This is a genomic window from Streptomyces sp. NPDC049687 (genome assembly GCF_044465285.1).
Lineage (GTDB): Bacteria > Actinomycetota > Actinomycetes > Streptomycetales > Streptomycetaceae > Streptomyces.
Genome location: NZ_JBITLN010000003.1, coordinates 825,913 through 847,477 on the forward strand (window position 1 = coordinate 825,913; position 21,565 = coordinate 847,477).

General features: G+C 72.1%; 25 protein-coding genes and 1 tRNA gene. 8 read left to right on the plus strand and 18 right to left on the minus strand.

The window, feature by feature from the left end:
• Window positions 1-212: 212 nt before the first annotated feature.
• The 3 genes from ACIBVL_RS13770 to ACIBVL_RS13780 form a co-directional block, all read right to left on the minus strand.
• Window positions 213-1,037 (minus strand): YceI family protein, encoded by an 825-nt coding sequence (locus ACIBVL_RS13770; RefSeq protein ID WP_399096890.1) that lies wholly within the window; start codon window positions 1,035-1,037, stop codon window positions 213-215.
• Window positions 1,038-1,110: 73 nt separating this feature from the next.
• On the minus strand, window positions 1,111-3,621 hold the full coding sequence (locus tag ACIBVL_RS13775) for an MFS transporter (RefSeq protein ID WP_399096893.1): 2,511 nt from the start codon (window positions 3,619-3,621) through the stop codon (window positions 1,111-1,113).
• Between the two features lie 13 nt (window positions 3,622-3,634).
• On the minus strand, window positions 3,635-4,129 hold the full coding sequence (locus ACIBVL_RS13780) for a MarR family winged helix-turn-helix transcriptional regulator (RefSeq protein WP_399096896.1): 495 nt from the start codon (window positions 4,127-4,129) through the stop codon (window positions 3,635-3,637).
• A 230-nt stretch (window positions 4,130-4,359) separates the two neighbouring features.
• Between ACIBVL_RS13780 and ACIBVL_RS13785 the strand changes: the two genes are divergently transcribed.
• Window positions 4,360-4,560, plus strand: coding sequence for a hypothetical protein (locus ACIBVL_RS13785; RefSeq protein WP_399096899.1), 201 nt, complete (start codon window positions 4,360-4,362; stop codon window positions 4,558-4,560).
• Window positions 4,561-4,564: 4 nt separating this feature from the next.
• Here the strand turns inward: ACIBVL_RS13785 and ACIBVL_RS13790 are convergent, their stop codons facing one another.
• The 5 genes from ACIBVL_RS13790 to ACIBVL_RS13810 form a co-directional block, all read right to left on the minus strand.
• A complete protein-coding gene (locus ACIBVL_RS13790) occupies window positions 4,565-5,305 on the minus strand; it encodes a hypothetical protein (protein ID WP_399096902.1) in 741 nt (246 codons plus the stop codon).
• A 53-nt stretch (window positions 5,306-5,358) separates the two neighbouring features.
• Complete coding sequence (locus ACIBVL_RS13795; RefSeq protein ID WP_399096905.1) at window positions 5,359-6,261, minus strand: RNA polymerase sigma factor SigF; 903 nt, start codon at window positions 6,259-6,261, stop codon at window positions 5,359-5,361.
• Window positions 6,262-6,652: 391 nt separating this feature from the next.
• Window positions 6,653-7,486: an RNA polymerase sigma factor SigF gene (locus tag ACIBVL_RS13800; protein ID WP_399096908.1), complete on the minus strand. Its 834-nt coding sequence runs from the start codon at window positions 7,484-7,486 to the stop codon at window positions 6,653-6,655.
• A gap of 182 nt (window positions 7,487-7,668) precedes the next feature.
• A complete protein-coding gene (locus ACIBVL_RS13805; RefSeq protein WP_399096911.1) occupies window positions 7,669-7,962 on the minus strand; it encodes a Dabb family protein in 294 nt (97 codons plus the stop codon).
• Between the two features lie 47 nt (window positions 7,963-8,009).
• Complete coding sequence (locus tag ACIBVL_RS13810) at window positions 8,010-8,186, minus strand: hypothetical protein (protein ID WP_399096914.1); 177 nt, start codon at window positions 8,184-8,186, stop codon at window positions 8,010-8,012.
• A 199-nt stretch (window positions 8,187-8,385) separates the two neighbouring features.
• Between ACIBVL_RS13810 and ACIBVL_RS13815 the strand changes: the two genes are divergently transcribed.
• Window positions 8,386-8,640, plus strand: a complete 255-nt coding sequence (locus ACIBVL_RS13815; protein ID WP_399096917.1) for a hypothetical protein — start codon at window positions 8,386-8,388, stop codon at window positions 8,638-8,640.
• Here the strand turns inward: ACIBVL_RS13815 and ACIBVL_RS13820 are convergent.
• The 4 genes from ACIBVL_RS13820 to ACIBVL_RS13835 all read right to left on the minus strand — a co-directional run bounded on the left by ACIBVL_RS13820 (window position 8,635) and on the right by ACIBVL_RS13835 (window position 10,418).
• A tRNA-Ser gene (locus ACIBVL_RS13820) sits at window positions 8,635-8,719 on the minus strand. The genes ACIBVL_RS13815 and ACIBVL_RS13820 overlap by 6 nt on opposite strands.
• Window positions 8,720-8,776: 57 nt before the next feature.
• Complete coding sequence (tadA, locus tag ACIBVL_RS13825) at window positions 8,777-9,208, minus strand: tRNA adenosine(34) deaminase TadA (RefSeq protein WP_399097241.1); 432 nt, start codon at window positions 9,206-9,208, stop codon at window positions 8,777-8,779.
• Window positions 9,209-9,258: 50 nt separating this feature from the next.
• Window positions 9,259-9,792 carry a hypothetical protein gene (locus ACIBVL_RS13830; RefSeq protein WP_399096920.1) on the minus strand — a complete coding sequence of 178 codons (534 nt, stop codon included), beginning with the start codon at window positions 9,790-9,792 and terminating at the stop codon, window positions 9,259-9,261.
• Between the two features lie 431 nt (window positions 9,793-10,223).
• Window positions 10,224-10,418 carry a hypothetical protein gene (locus tag ACIBVL_RS13835; RefSeq protein WP_399096922.1) on the minus strand — a complete coding sequence of 65 codons (195 nt, stop codon included), beginning with the start codon at window positions 10,416-10,418 and terminating at the stop codon, window positions 10,224-10,226.
• 154 nt (window positions 10,419-10,572) lie between these two features.
• Here ACIBVL_RS13835 and upp point away from each other — a divergent pair, with 154 nt between their 5' ends.
• Window positions 10,573-11,208, plus strand: a complete 636-nt coding sequence (gene upp, locus ACIBVL_RS13840; RefSeq protein WP_399096925.1) for a uracil phosphoribosyltransferase — start codon at window positions 10,573-10,575, stop codon at window positions 11,206-11,208.
• 41 nt (window positions 11,209-11,249) lie between these two features.
• On the opposite strand, the gene ACIBVL_RS13845 is transcribed toward upp, so the two are convergent.
• From ACIBVL_RS13845 to ACIBVL_RS13870, 6 genes are all read right to left on the minus strand, one after another.
• Entirely contained in the window at window positions 11,250-11,876 is a 627-nt protein-coding gene (locus ACIBVL_RS13845; protein WP_399097244.1) for a LytR C-terminal domain-containing protein, read from the minus strand.
• 135 nt (window positions 11,877-12,011) lie between these two features.
• Complete coding sequence (locus ACIBVL_RS13850; RefSeq protein WP_004943146.1) at window positions 12,012-12,308, minus strand: type II toxin-antitoxin system VapB family antitoxin; 297 nt, start codon at window positions 12,306-12,308, stop codon at window positions 12,012-12,014.
• A 456-nt stretch (window positions 12,309-12,764) separates the two neighbouring features.
• Entirely contained in the window at window positions 12,765-13,076 is a 312-nt protein-coding gene (locus tag ACIBVL_RS13855; protein WP_399096928.1) for a hypothetical protein, read from the minus strand.
• Window positions 13,077-13,153: 77 nt separating this feature from the next.
• Window positions 13,154-13,819 carry an HdeD family acid-resistance protein gene (locus tag ACIBVL_RS13860; protein WP_399096931.1) on the minus strand — a complete coding sequence of 222 codons (666 nt, stop codon included), beginning with the start codon at window positions 13,817-13,819 and terminating at the stop codon, window positions 13,154-13,156.
• A 55-nt stretch (window positions 13,820-13,874) separates the two neighbouring features.
• Window positions 13,875-14,459: an HhH-GPD-type base excision DNA repair protein gene (locus tag ACIBVL_RS13865; RefSeq protein WP_399096934.1), complete on the minus strand. Its 585-nt coding sequence runs from the start codon at window positions 14,457-14,459 to the stop codon at window positions 13,875-13,877.
• A 24-nt stretch (window positions 14,460-14,483) separates the two neighbouring features.
• Window positions 14,484-15,194 carry a siderophore-interacting protein gene (locus tag ACIBVL_RS13870; protein ID WP_399096937.1) on the minus strand — a complete coding sequence of 237 codons (711 nt, stop codon included), beginning with the start codon at window positions 15,192-15,194 and terminating at the stop codon, window positions 14,484-14,486.
• 89 nt (window positions 15,195-15,283) lie between these two features.
• Here ACIBVL_RS13870 and ACIBVL_RS13875 point away from each other — a divergent pair, with 89 nt between their 5' ends.
• The 5 genes from ACIBVL_RS13875 (at window position 15,284) to ACIBVL_RS13895 (ending at window position 21,504) form a co-directional block, all read left to right on the plus strand.
• Window positions 15,284-17,554, plus strand: a complete 2,271-nt coding sequence (locus tag ACIBVL_RS13875) for a penicillin acylase family protein (RefSeq protein ID WP_399096940.1) — start codon at window positions 15,284-15,286, stop codon at window positions 17,552-17,554.
• Window positions 17,547-18,146 (plus strand): GNAT family N-acetyltransferase, encoded by a 600-nt coding sequence (locus tag ACIBVL_RS13880; protein ID WP_399096943.1) that lies wholly within the window; start codon window positions 17,547-17,549, stop codon window positions 18,144-18,146. Before ACIBVL_RS13875 ends, ACIBVL_RS13880 begins: the two co-directional genes overlap by 8 nt.
• Window positions 18,147-18,224: 78 nt before the next feature.
• A complete protein-coding gene (locus tag ACIBVL_RS13885; RefSeq protein ID WP_399096946.1) occupies window positions 18,225-18,704 on the plus strand; it encodes a cupin domain-containing protein in 480 nt (159 codons plus the stop codon).
• Window positions 18,701-19,456: an SDR family NAD(P)-dependent oxidoreductase gene (locus ACIBVL_RS13890; RefSeq protein WP_399096949.1), complete on the plus strand. Its 756-nt coding sequence runs from the start codon at window positions 18,701-18,703 to the stop codon at window positions 19,454-19,456. Before ACIBVL_RS13885 ends, ACIBVL_RS13890 begins: the two co-directional genes overlap by 4 nt.
• Before the next feature lie 134 nt (window positions 19,457-19,590).
• On the plus strand, window positions 19,591-21,504 hold the full coding sequence (locus ACIBVL_RS13895; RefSeq protein ID WP_399097247.1) for a copper resistance CopC/CopD family protein: 1,914 nt from the start codon (window positions 19,591-19,593) through the stop codon (window positions 21,502-21,504).
• Window positions 21,505-21,565 lie beyond the last annotated feature (61 nt).

A 21,565-nucleotide genomic window follows, 5' to 3' on the forward strand; every position in this document is an offset into this window, starting at 1 on the left:
TAAACACACCCCCCACGGGGCGGGGGGCGCCCCCGCCCCCAACCCGGGGGGGCACGGTCGGGGGGGGGGGGGGGGGGGCCCCCCCCCCCCCCCCCCCCCGGGGGGCGGGGGCCGCCCCCCCCCCCCCCCCCCCGCCCCCCCCCGCCCCCCCCCCCCCCCACCCCCCCCACGCCCTAGGAGCAGGGAGCCGGCCCTGCCTGATCCCGTTGTGCCTATGCCGGCGGGAGGGACTCGCCCTGCACCGCCTGGACCTCCAGCTCCACCCTCAGTGTCGTACCGATGGCGGCGATGCCCGCCTGGACGACCTGGTTGTAGTTCATGGCGAAGTCCTCGCGGTGGAGTCCCGTCGTCGCCCGGAAGGCGGCCCGGGTGCCGCCCCAGGGGTCGGCTCCGGTGCCGAGGTAGGCGAGATCCAGGTCGACGGGCCGTACGACGCCGCGCATGGTGAGGTCGCCGTGGACCGTCCAGCGGTCCGGGCCTGCCACCGTCAGGCCGGTCGAGCGGTAGGTGATCTCCGGATACGTCTCCACGTCCAGGAAGTCCGCCGAGCGCAGATGCGTGTCGCGCATGCCGTTGCCGGTGTCGATGGAGGCGGCCCGGATCACCGCCTCCACCCGCGACTTGGTGACGTCGTCCGGGGCGATCTCGACCGCCGCCGAGAAGTCGGTGAACCGGCCGCGCACACTGGAGATGCCCAGGTGCTGGGCGACCGCGCCGACGGTGGAGTGCGCCGGGTCGACCGTCCACGGACCCGGCGGCGGCAATTCGGTCCCGCCGCCCTGACGGGCCAGCGTCACCGTGCCGACGTCCGTGCGCCCGCTCGCCGTCACGATCGCGGTGGACGCGGTGGGCGCGTACCCGACGGCCGTCACGATGACGGTGTACGGCCCGGGCGCGAGCCCCGTCGCGTCCCGTACGACACCCTCGTCGTCCGCCTCCGCCCGCAGCACCTGCGTGCCCGTCATGTCGGTCACCGTGACCACCGCGTGCGACACGGCCCATCCGTCCCGCGTACGGATCCTGGCGGTCAGTCCCATCTCGTCCAACTCCTCGACCGGTACCGGCCCGGCACGGGACGAACCCCCGCACCGGGCCGGAGCCTTGCAGTGACTACTCGCCGGGGTGGGCGAGCTCGATGTCGTGGCCCTCGACGCCGGCCCCGGCGACCGTCAGCGCGGTGGCCACCGGCGGGTAGCCGGTCGCGATGACCGTGTACTCGCCGCCGTCGAGGTCCGCGAAGGCGTAGGCACCGTCCGTGCCGGTCGTCGCCGTGCCGACGACGTTCCCGGCCGCGTCCACGAGCGTCACCCGCGCGTCGGCCAGCGGGCCGTGCGGCGCCCGTACGACACCCCGCAGCTGCGCGCCCGCGTCGAGCACGACCTCCACCCGGGTGACGCCCGTCCCGCCGATCTCCACGGGCAGCGCCCGCGGCCGGAACCCGGCGGCGTTCACCGCGACCGTCACCGCGCCCGGGACCAGCTCGGCGAAGCCGAACTCGCCCTGCTCACCGGTGGTCCCGGTGGCCAGCAGATCGCCCCGCACATCGGTGACGACGACCATCGCGTCCTTGACGCCCTCACCCGACTCGGCGGCCCGCACGAACCCGCTGAGCCCACTGGTCCCGCTGAGCAGGATGTCGTACGCGAGCGGCTCGCCGTTCACGACGATCGTGGACGCCTGCGGCTGGAACCCGTCCGCGGAGGCGATCAGGACGTACGACCCCGTCCCGGGCGCGTCCAGCGCGTAGGCACCGTCGGCCTGTGCGACCGACCGGCCCAGCTGCCGTCCGGACAGGGAGATCAGGGTCACGGCGGCCTGCGGGACGGGCGTGCTCTCCGTGCCGCGGACGAAGCCGTGCACCGGGACGCCGCCCGAGGACGCCTGGGGGGCTTCGACGGTGGCGACGGCGGAGAGCCGCCGGGTGCCCTCGGGGCCGGCCTCGGTGGCGGCGGTGACCGCCCAGCTGGGGACCTTCTCCTCGACGGGGGCCGCGGCCGGGGCCTCCGCCTGGGCCGGGGTCGGCTCCGCGTCCGCCGCCTGTGCCAGCGCGCCCTTGGTCCGCAGCGGGACCTCCTTGATGAACAGCGTGATCAGGAAGGCGAGCAGGGCCAGGCCGGACGCGATCAGGAAGACGTCCGCGATGCCGTGGCCGTACGCGCTCTCCATGACCGTGCGCAGTGGCGCGGGCAGCTTGTCCATGTCCGGGATCTCGCTGGAGGAGCTGGAACCGGACGCCAGCGCGGCGTACTTCGGGCCGAGGCCGGCGATGCCGTCCTGGGCGTAGTCCGTGATGCGGTTGGCCATGACGGCGCCCAGCGCCGAGACGCCCATCGCACCGCCGAGGGAGCGGAAGAAGGTGACGGTGGAGCTGGCCGAGCCGAGGTCCTGGGGGTCGACCTGGTTCTGCGTGGACAGCACCAGGTTCTGCATCATCATGCCGACGCCGAGGCCCAGCAGGGCCATGAAGACCGCGGTCTTCCAGTACTCCGTGTCGTAGCGGACGGTGCCCAGCAGCCCGAGACCCGCCGTGATGAGCACACCGCCGCTGACCAGCCAGGCCTTCCACTTTCCGGTACGGGTGATGAACTGCCCGGAGACGGTGGAGGAGACGAACAGCCCGCCGATCATCGGGATGGTCATGACGCCGGACATCGTCGGCGACTTGTCCCGGGCCAGCTGGAAGTACTGCGCGAAGAACACGGTCCCGGAGAACATCGCCACACCGACGAACATGGAGGCGATCGACGACAGGGTGATGGTGCGGTTGCGGAACAGCCGCAGCGGGATGATCGGCTCGGTCGCCTTCGACTCGACGAGCACGAAGACCAGCCCGAGGGCGATCGAACCCGCGACCATCGTGTACGTCTGCCAGGACAGCCAGTCGTACTTGTCACCGGCGAAGGTGACCCAGACCAGCAGCAGGGAGACCGCGGCCGAGATGAAGAACGCGCCGGCCCAGTCGACCTTCACGTCCCGCTTCACGACCGGCAGGTGCAGGGTCTTCTGCAGCACGATCAGCGCGATGACGGCGAAGGGCACACCGACGTAGAAGCACCAGCGCCAGCCCAGCCAGGAGGTGTCGGTGATGACACCGCCGAGCAGCGGACCGCCGACGGTCGCGACGGCGAAGGTCGCGCCGAGGTAGCCGGAGTAGCGGCCGCGCTCCCTCGGCGAGATCATCGCGGCCATGACGATCTGGGCGAGGGCGGACAGACCGCCGACGCCGACGCCCTGGACGACACGGCAGGCGATCAGCATGCCGGGGTTCTGCGAGAGGCCGGCCGCCGCCGAGCCCAGCACATAGATGACCAGCGCTATCTGGACGAGCGCCTTCTTGTTGTAGAGGTCGGCGAGCTTGCCCCACAGGGGCGTGGTCGCCGTCATCGCCAGCAGGGTGGCGGTCACGACCCAGGTGTAGGCGGACTGGCCGCCCCCGAGGTCGCCGATGATCTCCGGGAGGGCGTTCGAGACGATCGTGGACGACAGGATCGCCACGAACATGCCGAGCAGCAGCCCGGAGAGCGCCTCCATGATCTGCCGATGGGTCATGGGAGCGGCGTCGGCGGACCCTCCGCCGTGCTTCGCGTGGGCCCGCACACCGGCTGGTGTGGTCGTTGCCATGGACTTCCTTCTCTTATGCGGGTGTACGGGTGGTCTGGTGAGGCAGGTGAGGTGGTGGAGGCCGCCGGTGCGGAGTGGCCCGGCAGTCGCCGAAGTCGGCACGCAGCCGGCTCATCAGCCGGATGAGCTCACCCACCTCGTCGTCGGTCCAGTCGCTCAGGCGCTCCGCCAGCAGGGCGGCGCTGCGCCGGGAGAGTTCTCCGAGCACCGCGCTGCCCTCGGGGGTGAGGCGCAGGATGCGGGAGCGCTTGTCCGCCGGGTCGGGGGAGCGTTCGATCCAGCCGCGCTCGGCCAGGTGCGCGGCGTGCCGGCTGGTCACCGACATGTCGACGGCGAGCAGCTCGGAGAGGTTGCTCATGCGCATGTCTCCGTGACGGCCGAGGAGCGCGAGGACAGCGGCCGAGCCGGCGGAGCAGTCGAACGGGAGGATCCGCCCGAGGTCCCGCTTCACGGCTCCCAGGGCGCTGAGCTGACGCGCCAGTTCCTCGTACTGCGTCTGCGCGGCCATCACCCCTCCTTCCTGCTTTGTTGCTTAGGGCAACCATAGAACCAGTTGGTTGCTGCAGGCAAATAAAGACCGGGGTGAAACCCGCAAAAAGTTGGCAAAGGCAAGTATTGCAGGAGTAAACGTCCAGGTGAGACCCCTGATGGGGCAGGCCGCTGACAGTGACCCGGCGCGGGCGCCTTACAGGACCCCCACTTGGGCCGCCGCCCCCGTTTTCGCTAGTGTCTCGGCCCATGGCTAACACCCAGGGCCCGCAGGGCAACTACGACCCCGCCGGCAGCACCCAGATGTTCCGCGCGTTCGTCGACGAGGGCGCCCCCCAGGCCGCCTCCCGTCAGGCGCCCGCGCCGGCCGGCCCCCGAATCGGTCTCATCATCGGCATCGTCGCCGCCGTGGCGATCGTGGCGGCGGTCGCCTGGCTGGCGCTGAAGTAACCGCTCACTCCCACCGGACGGACACGTCCCGCGTCTCGACCCGCATGCCCAGCGGGACGCGCCAGGAGTCGACGCAGACCGTCCAGGTCTTCTCCTCGCGGACGCCGGGGGCGATCGGCGCGGGCAGCGGCTCGGTCGATTCGAGCGTCGCCCAGTCGATGCCGAGGGTGTCGATGACGTGCGTCCCGAACGTGACCGTGCCCGAACGCACCGGTGCGCCGCCGGAGTTGCGGAAGGCGAGCGTCACCTTCTCGCACCAGCGCCGGTCCGTGGGCACCCGGACGGGTTCGCCCGCGGTCAGGACGGCCGGGGACGGGGGAGCGGGGGACGGGGGAGAGGCAGAAGGCTCAGGCGCGGGTGTCGATCCCCCGGAGGCCCGTGGCGGCGTGGGGGTGGACCCCCCTGGTGCGTCCGGCCTGGCCCCCGCCGGCGCGTCCGCCGGCGGCTTGGATGCCGCCGCACCCTCCTCGTTCTCGGATCTGCCCGCAGGAGTACCGCCGCCCCCGGGGGAGTCCACCCCGGTCGGGCCGTCCAGCGGCACCAGCCGCACGCCTCCTGTCGGGCCCGCCCCCGGCGAGCCCTCACCCGCGGCGCCGACCGCGACATAGTCGCCGCCGTGCGACCCGCCTCCGCACGCCCCGAGCAGCCCCGCCGCTCCCGCCACCACGACGGCGGCCGCCGACACGCCCCACAGGGCGCGCCGACGGCCGGGCGACCGTTCAGTCCCTTCCCGTATCGCGCGCATCGCGCCAGTGTGGCTGACGGAGCGTCAGGAAGAAAGCCTCATGGCGTCGGTGGTCAGTCCGAGATCAGACCCTCCCGCAGCTGGGCGAGGGTCCGGGTCAGCAGGCGGGAGACGTGCATCTGGGAGATGCCCACCTCCTCGCCGATCTGGGACTGGGTCATGTTGGCGAAGAAGCGCAGCATGATGATGCGGCGCTCGCGCGGCGGCAGCTTCGCGAGCAGGGGCTTCAGCGACTCCCGGTACTCCACGCCCTCCAGGGCCGTGTCCTCGTAGCCGAGGCGGTCGGCCAGGGAGCCCTCGCCGCCGTCGTCCTCCGGGGCGGGAGAGTCCAGGGACGAGGCCGTGTAGGCGTTGCCGACCGCCAGGCCGTCGACCACGTCCTCCTCGGACACGCCGAGGACCGCGGCCAGTTCGGCGACCGTCGGCGACCGGTCCAGCTTCTGGGAGAGCTCGTCGCTGGCCTTGGTGAGGGCCAGCCGCAGCTCCTGGAGCCGGCGCGGGACGCGTACGGACCACGAGGTGTCGCGGAAGAAGCGCTTGATCTCACCCACGACCGTCGGCATCGCGAAGGTCGGGAACTCCACGCCCCGTTCGCAGTCGAAGCGGTCGATCGCCTTGATCAGGCCGATCGTGCCGACCTGGACGATGTCCTCCATCGGCTCGTTGCGCGAGCGGAAGCGGGCCGCCGCGTAGCGCACGAGAGGGAGGTTGAGCTCGATGAGGGTGTCCCGGACGTAGACCCGCTCCGGGCTGTTCTCGTCGAGTGCGGCCAGTCGCAGGAACAGGGAGCGGGACAAGGTGCGGGTGTCGATGGCACCGGAGGACGGGAGGGCCGGGGCCGGAGCGGCCTCGAGTGCCGTGACGTCGTCGAGCACATCGGGCTCGACGGGCACGACGGGCTCGGCGTCGCTCTTCGTGAGCGTGAGCACCTTCGAGCTGCCCTGTTCTGCGGACATGCCACCCCCTTTGGGTCGCGGGACGGTCGCGGCGGACGCTCCCCGTCGAGGAGAACGTCAGCCTTCACCTGAATACCGGCGCCGAAGCCCCGGCAAACGCGCTTCCCGCAGAATGTCACATGTCGGCAACACGCTGTAGTGACATGTCGACATCTCTGTAACGAATCGGCCCTGGAAAGAGGGGGTGTGACGCTTTTTCAGCGCAGATATGTCGGGAAGTGCCCTGGTGAGCGATTCGCTCGGACCGGTGACTTCTCGCTCCTGCTTGCGATCCCCTATCGGATTACGTAACCAGAGCCGTGCGCCCTATGCGTGCGCCGGGCGAGTGCGCCCGTGCATACGGCTGTGCTCCCGCGGTCCTTCGCTCCGCACGGCTTTGTGCTCCCCGCCGCTATGCCTCGATCCGGTTCGCGGAACGGAGCCGCTGGAAGCTACGCGCGAGTAGCCGGGAAACGTGCATCTGGGAGACGCCGAGTTCGGCGCTGATCTGGGACTGCGTGAGATTGCTGTAGTAGCGCAGGAGAAGGATTCTCTGTTCGCGTTCGGGGAGTTGGACCAGGAGGTGGCGGACCAGGTCGCGGTGTTCGACGCCGTCCAGGGCCGGGTCCTCGTAGCCCAGGCGGTCCAGCAGGCCCGGCAGGCCGTCGCCCTCCTGGGCGGCCTCCAGGGAGGTCGCGTGGTACGACCGTCCCGCCTCGATGCAGGACAGGACCTCGTCCTCGCCGATGCGCAGCCGCTCGGCGATCTCGGCGGTGGTGGGGGTGCGGCCGAAGGAGGTCGTCAGGTCCTCGGTGGCGCTGTTGACCTGCACCCACAGCTCGTGCAGCCGGCGCGGTACGTGGACCGTGCGGACGTTGTCCCGGAAGTAGCGCTTGATCTCGCCGACGACCGTGGGCATCGCGAAGGTCGGGAACTGCACCCCGCGGTCCGGGTCGAAGCGGTCGATGGCGTTGATCAGTCCGATGGTGCCGACCTGGACGACGTCCTCCATCGGCTCGTTGCGGGAGCGGAAGCGGGCGGCCGCGTAGCGCACGAGCGGGAGGTTGGCCTCGATCAGCGCCCCGCGTACCCGGTTGTGCTCCGGGGTGCCCGGCTGCAGCTCCTTCAGCTCGGCGAAGAGCACCTGGGTGAGCGCCCGGGTGTCGGCGCCGCGGCGCCGCTCGGGGCTCGGGGCGGGTGCCTCTTCCTGAGGCGGCGCAGTACTGGCCGACACCGTCAACGCCACCTCTTCGTCAGGTCACCAACATCGGTCCACTCATCCATCAAAAGCGGTCATAGCATCACAAGACATGTGCACTGTGTGCAAGCACCCCATAACACCGTGTTGGGGGAGAAGTTGGGGCATAAGGAGCATGAAAGCCCCCCGCCGTTCCGGCGGAGGGCTCCGACGTCCGACGGCGGTGCGGACTAGAACGCGTAGTCGGCGACGATCCAGGTGGCGAACTCCCGCCACAGTGCGACGCCGGCCTGGTGCGCGGGGTGCTCCAGGTACCGCTTCAGGGCGTCCGCGTCCTCGACCGCCGAGTTGATCGCGAAGTCGTAGGCGATGGGCCGCTCGCTGATGTTCCAGCCCAGCTCCCAGAAGGCCAGCTCCTCGATCTGGTCACCGAGCGCCCGGAAGGCCGCCTCGCCCTTCACGACCCGGGGGTCGTCGCGCTCGACGCCCTCGTTCAGCTTGAACAGGACCAGGTGGCGGATCATGGGCACTCCGATGCGTACGACTGGGCCCGTCGCTACGGGGCCAGTCGCTACTGGGCCCCGTTGGCGAGCCAGGTGAAGAAGTCGCCGATGGACTTGGCGGCGTCCGATATGCCCTCGAAGCCTATCTGGACGTAGTCCGCGGCCTTGGAAGGGTCCGTGATGATCACATAGAGCGCGAAGACCACGAGTACGTAGACGGCGATCTTCTTGGCGTTCACCGCCACCTGGCCTCCCCTGTCGGTGCCGCTAGGGCCCTGTTGTCGGCGGCGAGTGTAACCGTAAGTGTGATTTACGTACCGCTTTTACGGGGCTGCGGCGCGTCCGGGAAATCCGATCGCCCCCGAGTGAACCGATCGGGGGGCCTCGTCCGATGAGGGGGTGAACGCCGGTCCGAGGCCGGGCCCGAGGCAAGGGGGAAGACGAATGCTGGGAATGATGGATCTGCCGGTCGCCGCTCTGATGGTCCTGGCGGTCGCCATATGGCTGTTCGCCCTGATCGAATGCATCCGCACGCCCGCCGACCGCGTCCGGTTCGTGCCGAAGCTGCTGTGGCTGCTCATCCTGCTCAACGGCTCGGTCCTCGCCGCCGTCGCCTGGGCGTACCTGGGCAGGAAGCCGATACCGAACACGACGAAGGGCCCGATCGAGAAGACCGAGCCCTTCGCTCAAGCGCGGTAGCGGAGGGATTTGAACCCTCGGTGACTTGCGCCACACTCGCTTTCGAGGCGAGCTCCTTCGGCCGCTCGGACACGCTACCGAGGGAGACCTTACAGCACCCGGGGGCGTGGTTTGAAATCGGTATTCGGGGAGGTCGTCAGCGGGGGCGGAAGAACTCCGTGAGGAGCCCGGCGCAGTCGTCGGCGAGGACGCCCTCGACGACCTCGGGCCGGTGGTTGAGGCGCCGGTCGCGGACGACGTCCCAGAGGGAGCCGGCCGCGCCCGCCTTGTCGTCGCGGGCGCCGTAGACGACCCGGTCCAGCCGTGACTGGACGATCGCGCCCGCGCACATCGTGCAGGGCTCGAGCGTGACGACGAGCGTGCAGCCGGTCAGCCGCCACTCCCCGAGCTTCGCGGCCGCCCGCCGGATGGCGAGCACCTCCGCGTGGGCCGTCGGATCGCCGCCTGCCTCGCGTTCGTTGTGGCCGGCCGCGAGGACCGTCGTGCCGTCCGGAGCCAGCACGACGGCGCCGACCGGGACGTCCCCGCCTCGGACGGCCAGCCGCGCCTCGTCCAGGGCGAGCCGCATCGCGGCCCGCCACGGATCGCGGACGGGGTCCGACGGCACCTGTGCTGCGGTCAGCGGACGGTCTCCAGGACCTCCGAGGCGCCCAGGGCGTCGGCGATCTCGGTGAGCGCGTCCTCGGACAGCGACTTCAGCTCCTTCTCGCTGACGCCGAGGTCGTCGAGGATCCCGGGGTCACCGACCGGGCCGTGCGGCACAGCCTCGGCGGAACCGGCGGCGCCGTCGGCCTCGTCGTCGTCATCGTCCTCACCGTCCTCGGTGCCGTCGAGGTCGAGGGCGTCCAGGTCCGGGTCGTCGTCACCCGGCTCCCTTCCGAGCAGTTCGTCGGTGAGCAGGAGCTCGCCGTAGGAACTGCGGGCGGCGGCAGCGGCGTCGGAGACGTAGATACGAGGGTCTTCCTCACCATCGATGCGGACGACACCGAACCACGAGTCCTCCTGCTCGATGAGCACGAGCACCGTGTCCTCGTCGGGAGAGGCTTCCCGGGCCAGGTCGGCCAGATCCGACAGGGTTTCCACATCGTCGAGCTCTGTGTCGCTCGCTTCCCACCCGTCTTCGGTGCGCGCGAGCAGTGCGGCGAAGTACACCGTGACTCTCCCACTGGTCTTAGGCGTGCCGGTTGGGGGTCCCCCCGGCGGAGGTTACGGGCGGAGAGAGCTGTGCTCCGAGCCCCACCCACTCGGAATCGTGGCAGAAACAAGGCGTTCAGGGGACGTCTTCGGCTCCCTGTGTCCGGTGGTTTTGATCGCACGTCCGCGAACACGTCCGCACGCAACTCACCAGCACACTCGTTGCGGCCACTGCGGATCGTACGCGGCTTTCCCGTGCTCCCACGCACGCCCACCCCGCACCGCCACCCGCAACGGTGGCGATCTTCCCCGAAAGTCCCCTTGGGCGTGTCTTTGGGATCGGCCCGGGGCCGCGGGGTCTCACCGACGTCGGTCCGGCGCCGCCGCTGCGAGTCGGGCCGACCCCAAAGACACGCCCAGTGCCGTGGTGTCACTGGCGGACCGTTCGCCTACCACCGGAATGTGCGCATGCGCATGGCGCGGCGCAGGCGGGCGGACTTGGCGCGGCGGGGCTGGACCCGGTCGCGCAGTTCGCGTGCCTCGGCCAGCTCGCGCAGGAAGCGGTCGCGGCGCCGACGGCGCTCTGTTTGGGTCTCCCGTGGCGCGTCCGTCTGCGGCGCGTCGCGCTCCGGCAGGTCAGGCATAGGCTCACCACCCAGGTCCGTCTCCACCACTTTCCCTCTGCCGGGCGGTTTGATGCCAACGAACGGCCCAGAGACCCGCGGACCGCCGCGCCCCGGGCAGAGGCCCACCGAGGGCGGGGCGCCGGGTGGGTGGGGCCCGGTTACTGTTGTGGACATGCGTCTCCACGTCGTCGACCACCCCCTGGTCGCACACAAGCTCACCACGCTCCGCGACCAGCGCACGGACTCCGCGACCTTCCGCCGTCTGGCCGACGAACTGGTCACCCTGCTCGCCTACGAGGCCACCCGTGACGTGCGCACCGAGCAGGTGGACATCACCACGCCGGTCGCCGGGACCACCGGTGTGAAGCTCTCCCACCCGCGCCCGCTGGTCGTGCCGATCCTGCGCGCCGGCCTCGGCATGCTCGACGGCATGGTCCGGCTGCTGCCGACCGCCGAGGTGGGCTTCCTGGGCATGATCCGCAACGAGAAGACGCTGGAGGCGTCCACGTACGCCACGCGTATGCCGGAGGACCTCTCCGGCCGTCAGGTGTACGTCCTGGACCCGATGCTGGCCACGGGCGGCACGCTGGTCGCGGCGATCCGCGAGCTGATCAGGCGCGGCGCCGACGACGTGACCGCGGTGGTGCTGCTGGCCGCCCCCGAGGGCGTGGAGATCATGGAGCGCGAACTCGCGGGCACGCCGGTGACGGTGGTGACGGCGGCCGTCGACGACCACCTCAACGAGCACGGCTACATCGTGCCGGGCCTGGGCGACGCGGGCGACCGGCTGTACGGCGCCGCGGAGTAATCCCCTGCCGGGTCACGCCGCGGAGTAGTCCTTACGGGGGCTCAGCAGCCCTTCTTCGTGGTGGCCGTCGGCTTCGGCGCGGTCAGGGCCGTCAGGGCCTTGGCCGCGTCCGCCTCGCTGCTGAGCGCCTTGAAGCCGGTGCCGATGACGAGGTCGACCTCGGTGCCCTTGCGGGCCGCGTCGGTGCGCCGCTCGGCGCCGGTGAGCTGGGTGGCGAGGACCGGCAGCGAGGTGTTCAAGGAGGAGGCGGGGCCGAGCAGTACCGCGATGCCGTCGACCTTCTTGTCGTACTCCTTGGGCGCGTTGCCCACCTCGCCGATCTTGAAGCCGCGCTTCTTCAGCTGGTCCGCGGTGGTCTTGGCGAGGCCGCTGCGGGTGGTGGCGTTGAGGACGTTCACGGTGATCTGCGCGGGCTTCGGCAGCGCGGCCGGGGAGGCGGAGGCCGAGGGGCTCGCCTTGGCCGACTTCACCGTGCAGGGCGCCTTGGAGCCGGCCGCGGAGGCCGTCCCTCCGCCCCCGGTGAAGACGTCGATGAGCTGCAGGGTGCCCCAGCCCGCCACGCCCAGCACGGCGCCGCAGGCGACGACCACGACGACCAGCCTGCCGCGTCGCCGATGGGGGCGCATGCGGGGGTACTTGTCTCCCGTGATCCGGTATTTGCCGCCCATGCCGGGGGGAGTCAGCATGCTCATGGGCGCAGCGTAGTGCGCCCGGGCGGTCGTGACTAATAAACGATCATCCGACATCGCTCGGGGGACGAGAAACAACCCGAAAGGGCCAACCCCGCCGTCGGCGGGGGCGCGTCAGTCCAGCTCGAGCACGCGTGCGTGCAGCACCTGGCGCTGCTGGAGCGCCGCCCGCACCGCGCGGTGCAGCCCGTCCTCCAGGTAGAGGTCGCCCTGCCACTTCACGACGTGCGCGAAGAGGTCGCCGTAGAAGGTCGAGTCCTCCGCGAGCAGGGTTTCCAGGTCGAGCTGCTGCTTGGTGGTCACCAGCTGATCGAGGCGGACCGGGCGCGGCGCGACGTCCGCCCACTGCCGGGTGCTTTCCCGGCCGTGGTCGGGGTACGGCCGGCCGTTTCCGATGCGCTTGAAGATCACACGGAAAGCCTACCGGCCCACACCTTCCGGGCGCAGCCATGGTGGCGGAGTGCGAGGCCGGAAAAGCCGTGATGAACAGGGCAAAACGGGAGCGAGTGGGTTTGTCGACGAGTCGCTCGAAAGGGGTCGGTGGGTTCTCGCGAGCTGTATGCACAGGCTGTGGACGGAGATTCGGTGTTCGAGCACACGGCCTGGCGGAGGCGGGGCCGTGGTCACCCACCGGGCCCCGCCTCCGCCGGCGGTCAGCGGTCCCGTTTCTCCGGGGTCTGCTGCGGCTGCTGTGGCGTCACCTGAGATCTCTGAGGCGTCCGGGGCATCCGAGGCGTCTGAGGCATCTGCGGTTTCGGTGCGGTGCGTGCGGCCTCCGCGCGCAGCAGGGCGCGCAGAACCGCGTACGGGTCGGTGGGCATGGCTGTGCTCCTTGCGAAGTGCTGACGGACCTGAGGCGGGGGCCGGTCAGCAGCGCAGGACCACGGTGCGCAGGGTGAGCAGGGCGTACGGAGGTGTGGGCGCCACGGGCCGCGACCACTGCGCCGGTTCGCCGGGCGCCGGCGCCGGGCGGGCCGCGGGGCGTGGCGGTGCGGCGGGGCGCGGGGTGCAGGGGGCCGGTCGGAGCGCCGTGTCGAGGGTGTCGAACTCGACGATCTCGCCGGCGGCGACGGGCGCCGCGGTGACCTCGGCGGGGGTGCCCGGTACCAGCAGGGCGAGCAGCAGCACGAGCGCCCGCAGCAAGGTGCGGCTGCGGGCGGGACGGCGTGCGGTGCTCATGGGAGGTCATCTCCCCGCGACACGCCCGTGTTTCAGCATGGTGGGGGCCGGATACGCCCGTTCGGCGGAGGGTTCCGTCACACGGTGTGCGGAATCCCGCGGGCCCGGGCGCGGATGCGCAGCGCGGTGACGGTCTCGACCACGCCGACCGCCACCAGCCAGATGCCGCCGACCAGGGTGAGCACGGCGACCGACTCGAAGGGGGAGTCGATCAGGACGATCCCGGCGACGAAGGTGACGATCCCGAGGAAGATCTGCCAGCCCCGGGCGGGCACGGTGCTGTCGTGGACGGCGGCCAGGATCTGGGTGACGCCCCGGATCAGCCAGCCGATGCCGATCCACAGGGCGAGCAGCAGGATCGACTGCATCGGGCCGCGGAAGCAGAACAGGCCCAGCAGCAGCGACAGCGCGCCGCTGACGAAGCCGAGCACCCGCAGCGAGGTCGCCTTGTGGGTGCCGAAGGCCGCGGCCAGCTGGAAGACGCCGCTGATGACCAGGTAGAGGCCGAAGAGGACGCCGGCCGCGAACAGCGAGGTGCCCGGCCAGACCAGGACCAGAACGCCCAGGACCGAGGAGGCGATCCCGGTGACCAGGACGACCTGCCAGGCGGCGCGGGACAGGGCGTGCAGGGGCCCTTCGAACGGCGGTTCGGGTTCGTGCGCGCGCTGCGGGACGTGGTGGGCGTGGACCCTGCGGTCGTCGTACTCCGGGCCCCGGGGGGAACCGGTCGGTGGCTCGGTCATGGTCCCAGCTCAAACCGGCACCCGCGGGCCCGCCACCCGGGACGGGCCACATGAACTACTGCTTGGCCGCCTTCGCCGCCGCCTTCATCTCCTGCTTGTGCGCCCGCACCTTCGCCAGCGACTCCGGGCCGGTGATGTCCGCGACGGACCGGAAGGACTTCGGCTCGCCGTAGGCCCCGGCCGCCTCCCGCCAGCCCTCCGGCCGCACGCCGAGCTGTTTGCCCAGCAGGGCCAGGAAGATCTGAGCCTTCTGCTTGCCGAACCCGGGCAGCTCCTGCAGCCGCCTCAGCAGCTCCTTGCCGGTGCCGGCGTCCTTCCAGAGGGCCTCGGGGTCACCGTCGTAGTGCTCGACGAGGTACTGGCACAGCTGCTGGATGCGCTTGGCCATGGAGCCCGGGTAGCGGTGCACGGCCGGCTTCTCGGAGAGCAGCGCCGCGAAGGCCTCCGGGTCCCGGGCGGCGATCTCGTGCGCGTCCAGATCCTCGGCGCCGAGGCGGTCGGCGATCGTGCGCGGGCCCTTGAACGCCCACTCCATCGGGACCTGCTGGTCCAGCAGCATGCCGGTCAGCGCGGCCAGCGGAGAGCGTCCGAGCAACTCGTCGGCCTCGGGGTCCTGGGCGAGGTGAAGGGTGACGTCCATGCGTCGATGATCCCGCGTCGCCCCTCAGCTCGCGCGCCAGTACCCCAGCGCGTGGGTGCGCTTCTTGGGAACGCCCAGCTCGTTGCGGACGTACGCGGCGAGGGTGCGCGTGGTCCGGGTGTCGCAGGCGATCCAGACGTACGGGTCAGGGGTGGCCCTCAGGACGGCGGGCAGCTCGGCCCGCACCCGCTCGACCAGCTCCGCGCGCGGAGCGTGCCGTACCTCGTGCCGGGCCGGGTCGGTACGGAACGGCAGTCCGTCCGCCGCGCCCTCGAACCACACGGTCGCCGGAGCCCCGGGCAAGGAGTCCAGCAGGGAGTTGATCGCGGGCAGGGAGGCCGGGTCGCCGATCGCGAGGACGTGGGACGGGGCGGGGGACGGCCGCTCGAAGCCGGTGCCCTGGACGGTCGCCTCGACGGTGTCGCCGGGCTTCGCCGTCCGCGCCCAGTCGCTCGCCGCTCCCTCGTGCAGGGCGAACTCCAGCGCGAAGGTGCCGGTGGCCGGATCGGGGTCGACCAGCGTGTACGCCCGCTGGTGCGGCTTGCCGGCGTTGTCGAACCACAGCCGTACCCACATCGTCGGGTGGACTCCGGTCGCGGCGAGCAGCCCGCCGTCGGTGAGGCGCAGCCGGCGGAAGCGCGGGGTGACGTCCTCGGCACCGGTCACGGTCAGCGTGAAGTCCTTCGCCCGCATCAGTCTGAGGACCGCGCCCTCCCAGCCCCGCCCCTGCGCCATGGCCTGTTCACCCCTCGCGTACGATTCCTGCACCGATTGATTAGGTAAGGCTAACCTAAAGCTCACGAGTGCCACAGAAGGGCCACAGGGTGACGACCGAGATCCACAGAGACGCGTGGGGCGTCCCGCATCTGCGCGCGGCCGACGCGCGGGAACTCGCCCGCGCACAGGGCGTGGTCACGGCCCGCGACCGGGCCTGGCAGCTGGAGGTCGAGCGGCACCGCGCCCAGGGCACCTCGGCGTCGTTCCTCGGCCCTCAGGCCCTGGCCTGGGACGTCTTCGCCCGCCGCGTCCGCCTCGCCGACACCGCCCGCCGCTGCTTCGACCGGCTGGAACGGGAGGACCCGGAGACGGCCGAGTGGGTACGGGCGTACGTGGACGGAGTCAACGAAGGGCTCCAGGTGACCGCCGTGGCCCCCGAGTTCACCCGGGTCGGTCTCGCCCCCGGCCGCTGGGAGCCCTGGACCCCGCTCGCCGTCTGGCTCTCCGTGCACATCCTGTTCGCCGGTTTCCCCGCCAAGCTGTGGCGCGAGGAGGCCGTCCGGCACCTGGGTCCCGAAGCGGTCGGCCTGTTCGCCGCCGACGGCCCCGGCACCTCCGGAAGCAACGGCTGGCTGGTGAGCGGGGCCCGGACCGTCACCGGACAGGCGGTCATCGCCGGCGATCCGCACCGATTCATCGAGGACCCCGGCGTCTACCAGCAGATCCGCCTCGCCTGCGACGAGTTCGACGTGGTCGGGCTGGCCGTGCCCGGCATCCCCGGCATCGCACACTTCGGCCACACCGGCACGGCCGCCTGGGCCATCACCAACGCCATGGCCGACTACCAGGACCTCTACCGCGAACGCCTGCGCCGCACGGGCGCCGGCATCGAGGCCCTCGACCCGGACGGCGTCTGGCGCCGCGCCACCCGCCACACGGAGACCGTCGAGGTGGCCGGGGAGACCCCGGTCGAGATCGAGGTGATCGAGACCACCCGGGGCCCGGTGATCGCGGGCGGCCCGGAGGGGCTGGACGGCGGGGTGGTTCCGGAGGAGCTGGACGGCGGGGTGGCGGAGGCCGATGAGCGGACCGACCCGGGCGCCGGTGACCGCCCCGCGGGACCCCAGGACGCCGGCACCCCTGCTGTCCCCGTAGCTCCCGCTGTCCCCGAGCCCCCCGTGGTCCCCTCACCCCCTGTCAGCCCGACGTCCCCTGCCACCCCTGCCACCCCTGCAACCCCCGCCATCCCCCTCGCCCTGGCTCTCCGCTACCCACCCCGCGTCACCGAAGACCTGGGCTTCAGCGCGCTTCTCCCGCTGCTGCGGGCACGCCGGGTCGCCGATGTGGACGCTGCTCTCGAGGTGTGGGCCGAGCCGGTCAACGTCGTTCAGGCCGCCGACACCGAGGGCGGTGTGCTGCACCGGGTCGCGGGGCGAGTGCCCGTGCGGGCCGAGGCCAACGGTGTTCGGCTGGTGCCCGCCTGGGAGCCCGGCCACGAGTGGACCGGCTGGCACGAGATGCCCCGCGCCGGCCTCACGGACGGTGTCGCGGTCATGGCCAACCAGCGCGGCCCGGCCGCCCCGCTGGGCGTCGAGTTCGCCCCGCCGCACCGCGCCGACCGCATCCGCGCCCTGCTCGGCGGGAAGGACACCTGGTCCGCGTCCGACATGCCGGCCATCCACACCGACACGTACCTCGCGTCCGCCGCGCCGCTCCTCGACCACCTGGCGGCCCTCGACGACCTCACCGCCCCGGCCGCCGCGCTCCGCCACCGCCTCCTGCGCTGGAACCGCCGTATGGACGCCGACAGCGAGGAGGCCGCCCGGTACGCGGCACTGCGCGGCGCCCTGGTCCGCCGGCTCGCCGCCCACCCGGCCTTCGCCGCCCTGACCACCCCGCCCGCCTACCCCGAGGTTCTCCTCCCCTGGCTGGCCCTCCTCCCGCGCGTCGGCTTCGCCCTCGAACACCTCCTGCGCGCCGAGGAGCTGTACGGCATCGACCGCGCGGCGCTGGTCCGGGAGGCCGTCGAGGAGATCGCCGGGCAGCCGTCCGCCCGCTGGGGCGACACCCACCGCCTCGCCCCTTGGCGGGCCCTGCCCGACCCCTCGTACGAGGCCCCCGCCCTCTCGGGCGACCACGACTGCGTGCTGTGCACCACGGCCGTGCCCGGCTGGACCGACCTCGCCGCCCGCGGCCCGGCGGCCCGCTACGTCTGGGACCTGGCCCGCCGCGAGAACAGCCTGTGGGTCGTCCCGCACGGCGCCTCCGGCCACCCCGACAGCCCCCACCACCACGACCAGCTGCCCCTGTGGCTCAAGGGCGAACTGGCCCCTGTCCGCACCGACTGGGCACAGCTGACGAAGGAGAGCGATGTCTGAGCGGTACGTCCACGAACAGCACGCCGACGGCTTCGGCACCGTCGGCATCCGTCCCCTCGACGCCGAGGGCGACGCGGACGTCGTCCACGGCTGGGTGCGAGAGGAACGGGCCGTGTTCTGGGGCATGAACGGTCTGACACGGGACCAGGTCGCCGAGATCTACACCCACATGGCCACCCTCGACACCCACCACGCCTTCCTCGTCGAGCTGGACGGCGCCCCGGTCGCGCTCCTGCAGACCTACGAGCCCGCCGAGGACCGGGTCAGCGAGTGCTACGACGTCGAACCCGGAGACATCGGCGTGCACGTGCTCATCGCGGCCGCCGGGGCGCGGGGCGCCCGGCCGGGCTGGTCGGCGGCGCTGATGCGGGCCTTCGCCTCGTACGTGCTGCTCGGCCTGGACCGGCGGCGGGTCGTGGTGGACCCGGACGTCCGCAACGAGAAGGCGATCGCCCGCTTCCTGCGGCAGGGCTTCGAGGCCGGGCCCCTGGTCACGCTGCCGGAGATCGACCTGCCGGACGTGTACCTGCCGGAGAAGAAGGCGCAACTGGCCTTCCTGCGCCGCGAGGCGGCCTTCCCGGCCTTCCCGTAGCCGTCCCGCCTCCAGCCGTGTCTCCTGGCCGTCCTCCCGCACCCGTCGCCCCGGCCGTCCTCCCGTAGCCTTCGCCGGATGACACCCCCGCTCACTCCGGAAGACCTCGTCGCGCACTACGGGCTGGAGCCCATCCCCCGCGAGGGCGGTCTGTTCCGCCGTACCTGGGCGGGGGCCGAGGGACCCGACGGCCGCCCCGCCGGCACCGCGATCCTCGTCCTGCTCACCGCCGACGACTACTCCGCCCTGCACCGCCTGCCCACCGACGAGATCTGGCACTTCCACCTCGGCGACCCGCTGGAGCTGCTGCTCCTCGCCCCCGACGGCAGCTCCCGTACGGCCGTGCTCGGCCCGGACGTCCTCGGCGGGCAGCAACCGCAGCTCACGGTCCCCGCGCACACCTGGATGGGCGCGCGGACCCGGGGCGCCTGGACCTTCTTCGGCTGCACGATGGCCCCCGGCTTCACCTACGGGGATTACGAACACGGGGACGCGGACGCGCTGACGGCGCGTTATCCGGAGCGGGCCGCACAGATCGCGGGACTGTGCCGTCCATGACGTTGCTGGCGGGCCAGGTGGCCCTGATCACGGGTGCGGGCGGCGGGATCGGCCGTGGCATCGCGCTGCGGTTCGCGCAGGAGGGTGCGGCGGTGGCCCTGCACTGCCGTACGGCGGTGGCGGCGGCAGGGGCACTCGCGGCGGAGATCGGCGACCGGGCCGTCCTCCTGCCGGGCGCCGATCTCACCGTCGAGGACGAGTGCCGCAGGCTGGTCGCCGAGGCCGCCGAGTGGGGCGGCGGACGGCTGGACGCGCTGGTGAACAACGCGGGCGTGCAGCCCGTGCAGGACCTGCCCGGGATGACGGCGGACGACTGGCGGGCGGTCGTGGACACCAATCTGACCAGCGTGTTCGCCTGTACGCAGGCGGCGGCGGAGGTGATGCGGGGGCAGGGCGGCGGGACCGTCACCCACATCGCGTCGGTCGAGGCGCGGATGCCCGCACCGGCCCACGCCCACTACTCCGCCTCGAAGGCGGCGGTCGTGATGCACGCCCGTGCGGCCGCGCAGGAGTACGGGCCGTACGGCATCCGGGTCAACACCGTCTCGCCGGGTCTGATCAATCGTCAAGGGCTGGCCGAGGCGTGGCCGGAGGGGGTGCGGCGGTGGCGGGAGGCGGTCGCGGTCGGCCGGCTGGGCCGACCGGAGGACGTCGGCGACGCCTGTGTGTTCCTGGCCTCGCCGCTGGCGTCCTGGGTGACCGGCCACGACCTGGTGGTGGACGGCGGGGTGTCGGCGCGGCCGACGTGGTGAACCGGATGCCGTGTGCATGCGTACGTAACCGCGAGCACACGATTCTCGGGTCTCGGCAAGACGGAGCAGGTGACGTGAGCGAAGGGCGCGATGGCGGACGACACGGCAGTGGGCGAAGGCGGCTTCAGGGGCTGGTGCTGCTGGGCACCGTGCTGGTCCTGCTCCTCCTCGGGGGCGGACCGGCCTCGGCGCACGCGGCCCTCCGCTCCACCGATCCCGCCGACGGAAGCGTCGTCAAGACCTCCCCTCGAAGCATCACCCTCACCTTCACCGAGTCGGTAGGCCTGCTCGACGACTCCTTCCGCCTCCTCGACCCCGACAACCAGCGGGTGAAGCTGGGCGAGTCGGGGCACGCGGAGGGCCGTGCGGACACGGTGCGGGTCGCCGTGCCGAAGAAGCTCGGCACCGGCACCTTCACGGTGGCCTGGCGGGTGGTGTCGGCCGACAGCCACCCGGTGTCGGGCGCCTTCACCTTCTCCGTGGGCAAGGCCTCCCCGACCATGGCGGTGCTGCCGTCCGACGCCACCGAGGACCCGGCGACCGACGGGCTCTACAACATCGGCCGCTACCTCGCGTACGTCGCGGCGGCACTCCTCGTCGGCACGGCGGCCTTCGTCGTGGTCTGCCGTCCGCCGGACACCCGCCCGCTGCGCAGGCCGCTGCTGATCGGGGGCTGGGCCCTGGCCGGCTCGACGGTGTTCCTGTTCTTCCTCCGCGCCCCCTACGAGGCCGGCACCGGCCCGGCCGACGCCCTGGACCCCTCCGGCCTGACCCGCACCCTGGACGGCCGCCCGGGCCTGGCCCTGGTGGCGCGCCTGCTGCTGGTGGCCGCGGCGGCGGCCGTTCTCCTACGACAGCGAAGGCGCCCGGAGCCGTCCCGCGCGGCCCTGGCGGCGGGCGCGGTCCTCGCGGTGGGCCTCGCGCTGACCTGGGCGGCCGCCGAACACGCCTCGGCCGGCATCCAGGTGCCGCTGGCGATGACCTCCTCGGTGCTGCACGTGCTGGCGATGACGGTGTGGCTGGGCGGCCTCGTGGCCCTGCTCACCCTGCTGCCCCGCGCGTCCGTGCCCTCGCGTGTGGTCATCCGCTTCTCCCGGCTGGCCGGGGTCGCGGTGATCGTCCTGGTCGTGACCGGCGTCTACCAGTCGTGGCGCGGCCTCGGCTCGGTCTCGGCGCTGACCGGGACGACGTACGGACGCATCCTGCTCGCGAAGCTGGCCGCGGTGGCCCTGCTGCTGGCGGCGGGCGCGTGGTCGAGAGCCACCGTGACCGGCCAGGGGAACGTGACGAGGGAGAGGGCGAAGGAGACGGTGACGGTGGACACGGCCGCGGAGAAGGAAGCCAAGGTGCTGGAGCCGGCGCGGGTGGGCGGCCGACCGGCCGAGAAGGAGTCCTCCCCGGACCCCTCCGGCGCGGACCCGGGCAACGCTTCCGGCGCGGACGCCGGCGACGCCTCCCTCGCGGACGCGGGCGGCTCCTCCGAGTCCACGGGCGCGCCCCTGCCCGCCGAGCCACCCGGCACTCCTGCCGCCGGTCGGCGTCTGACCCCCGCCGAGGCCGCCCACAGCCGTGCGCTGCGGCGGTCGGTGCTTCTGGAGGTCGCCGTCTCCGTCGTCGTACTCGTGCTCACGACGATCCTGACGGGCACCCTGCCGGGCCGGGCGGCGGCCGAGGCGGCGACCACGCAGCAGTCGGCCGGACTGCCCGTCGCCTCCGTCACGACGATCCCCTTCGACCTCGGCAAGCCCGGACTGCGCGGCAAGGTGCAGGTCACCCTCGACCCGGGCCGGGTCGGCGGCAACTCGGTGCAGGCCGTGGTCTACGGCCCCGACGGCGGTTTCGTCACCATCCCCGAACTGCGGCTGTCCTTCACGCTGCCCAGCCAGGACATCGGCCCCCTCGACGCCAAAGTCACCGACCGCGGCGGCTACTGGGCCTCCGACGACCTCGACCTGCCCATCCCGGGCACCTGGGAGATGAAGGCGACGATCCGGGTGTCGGACATCGACCAGGTGAGCGAGACGAAGGACGTGCTCATCGAGCGCTGAGGCGTGTGGAGAAAGGGTGGAAGCGGTTGCTGTGCGGGGGCCGCCCCCGTACTTTAACCCT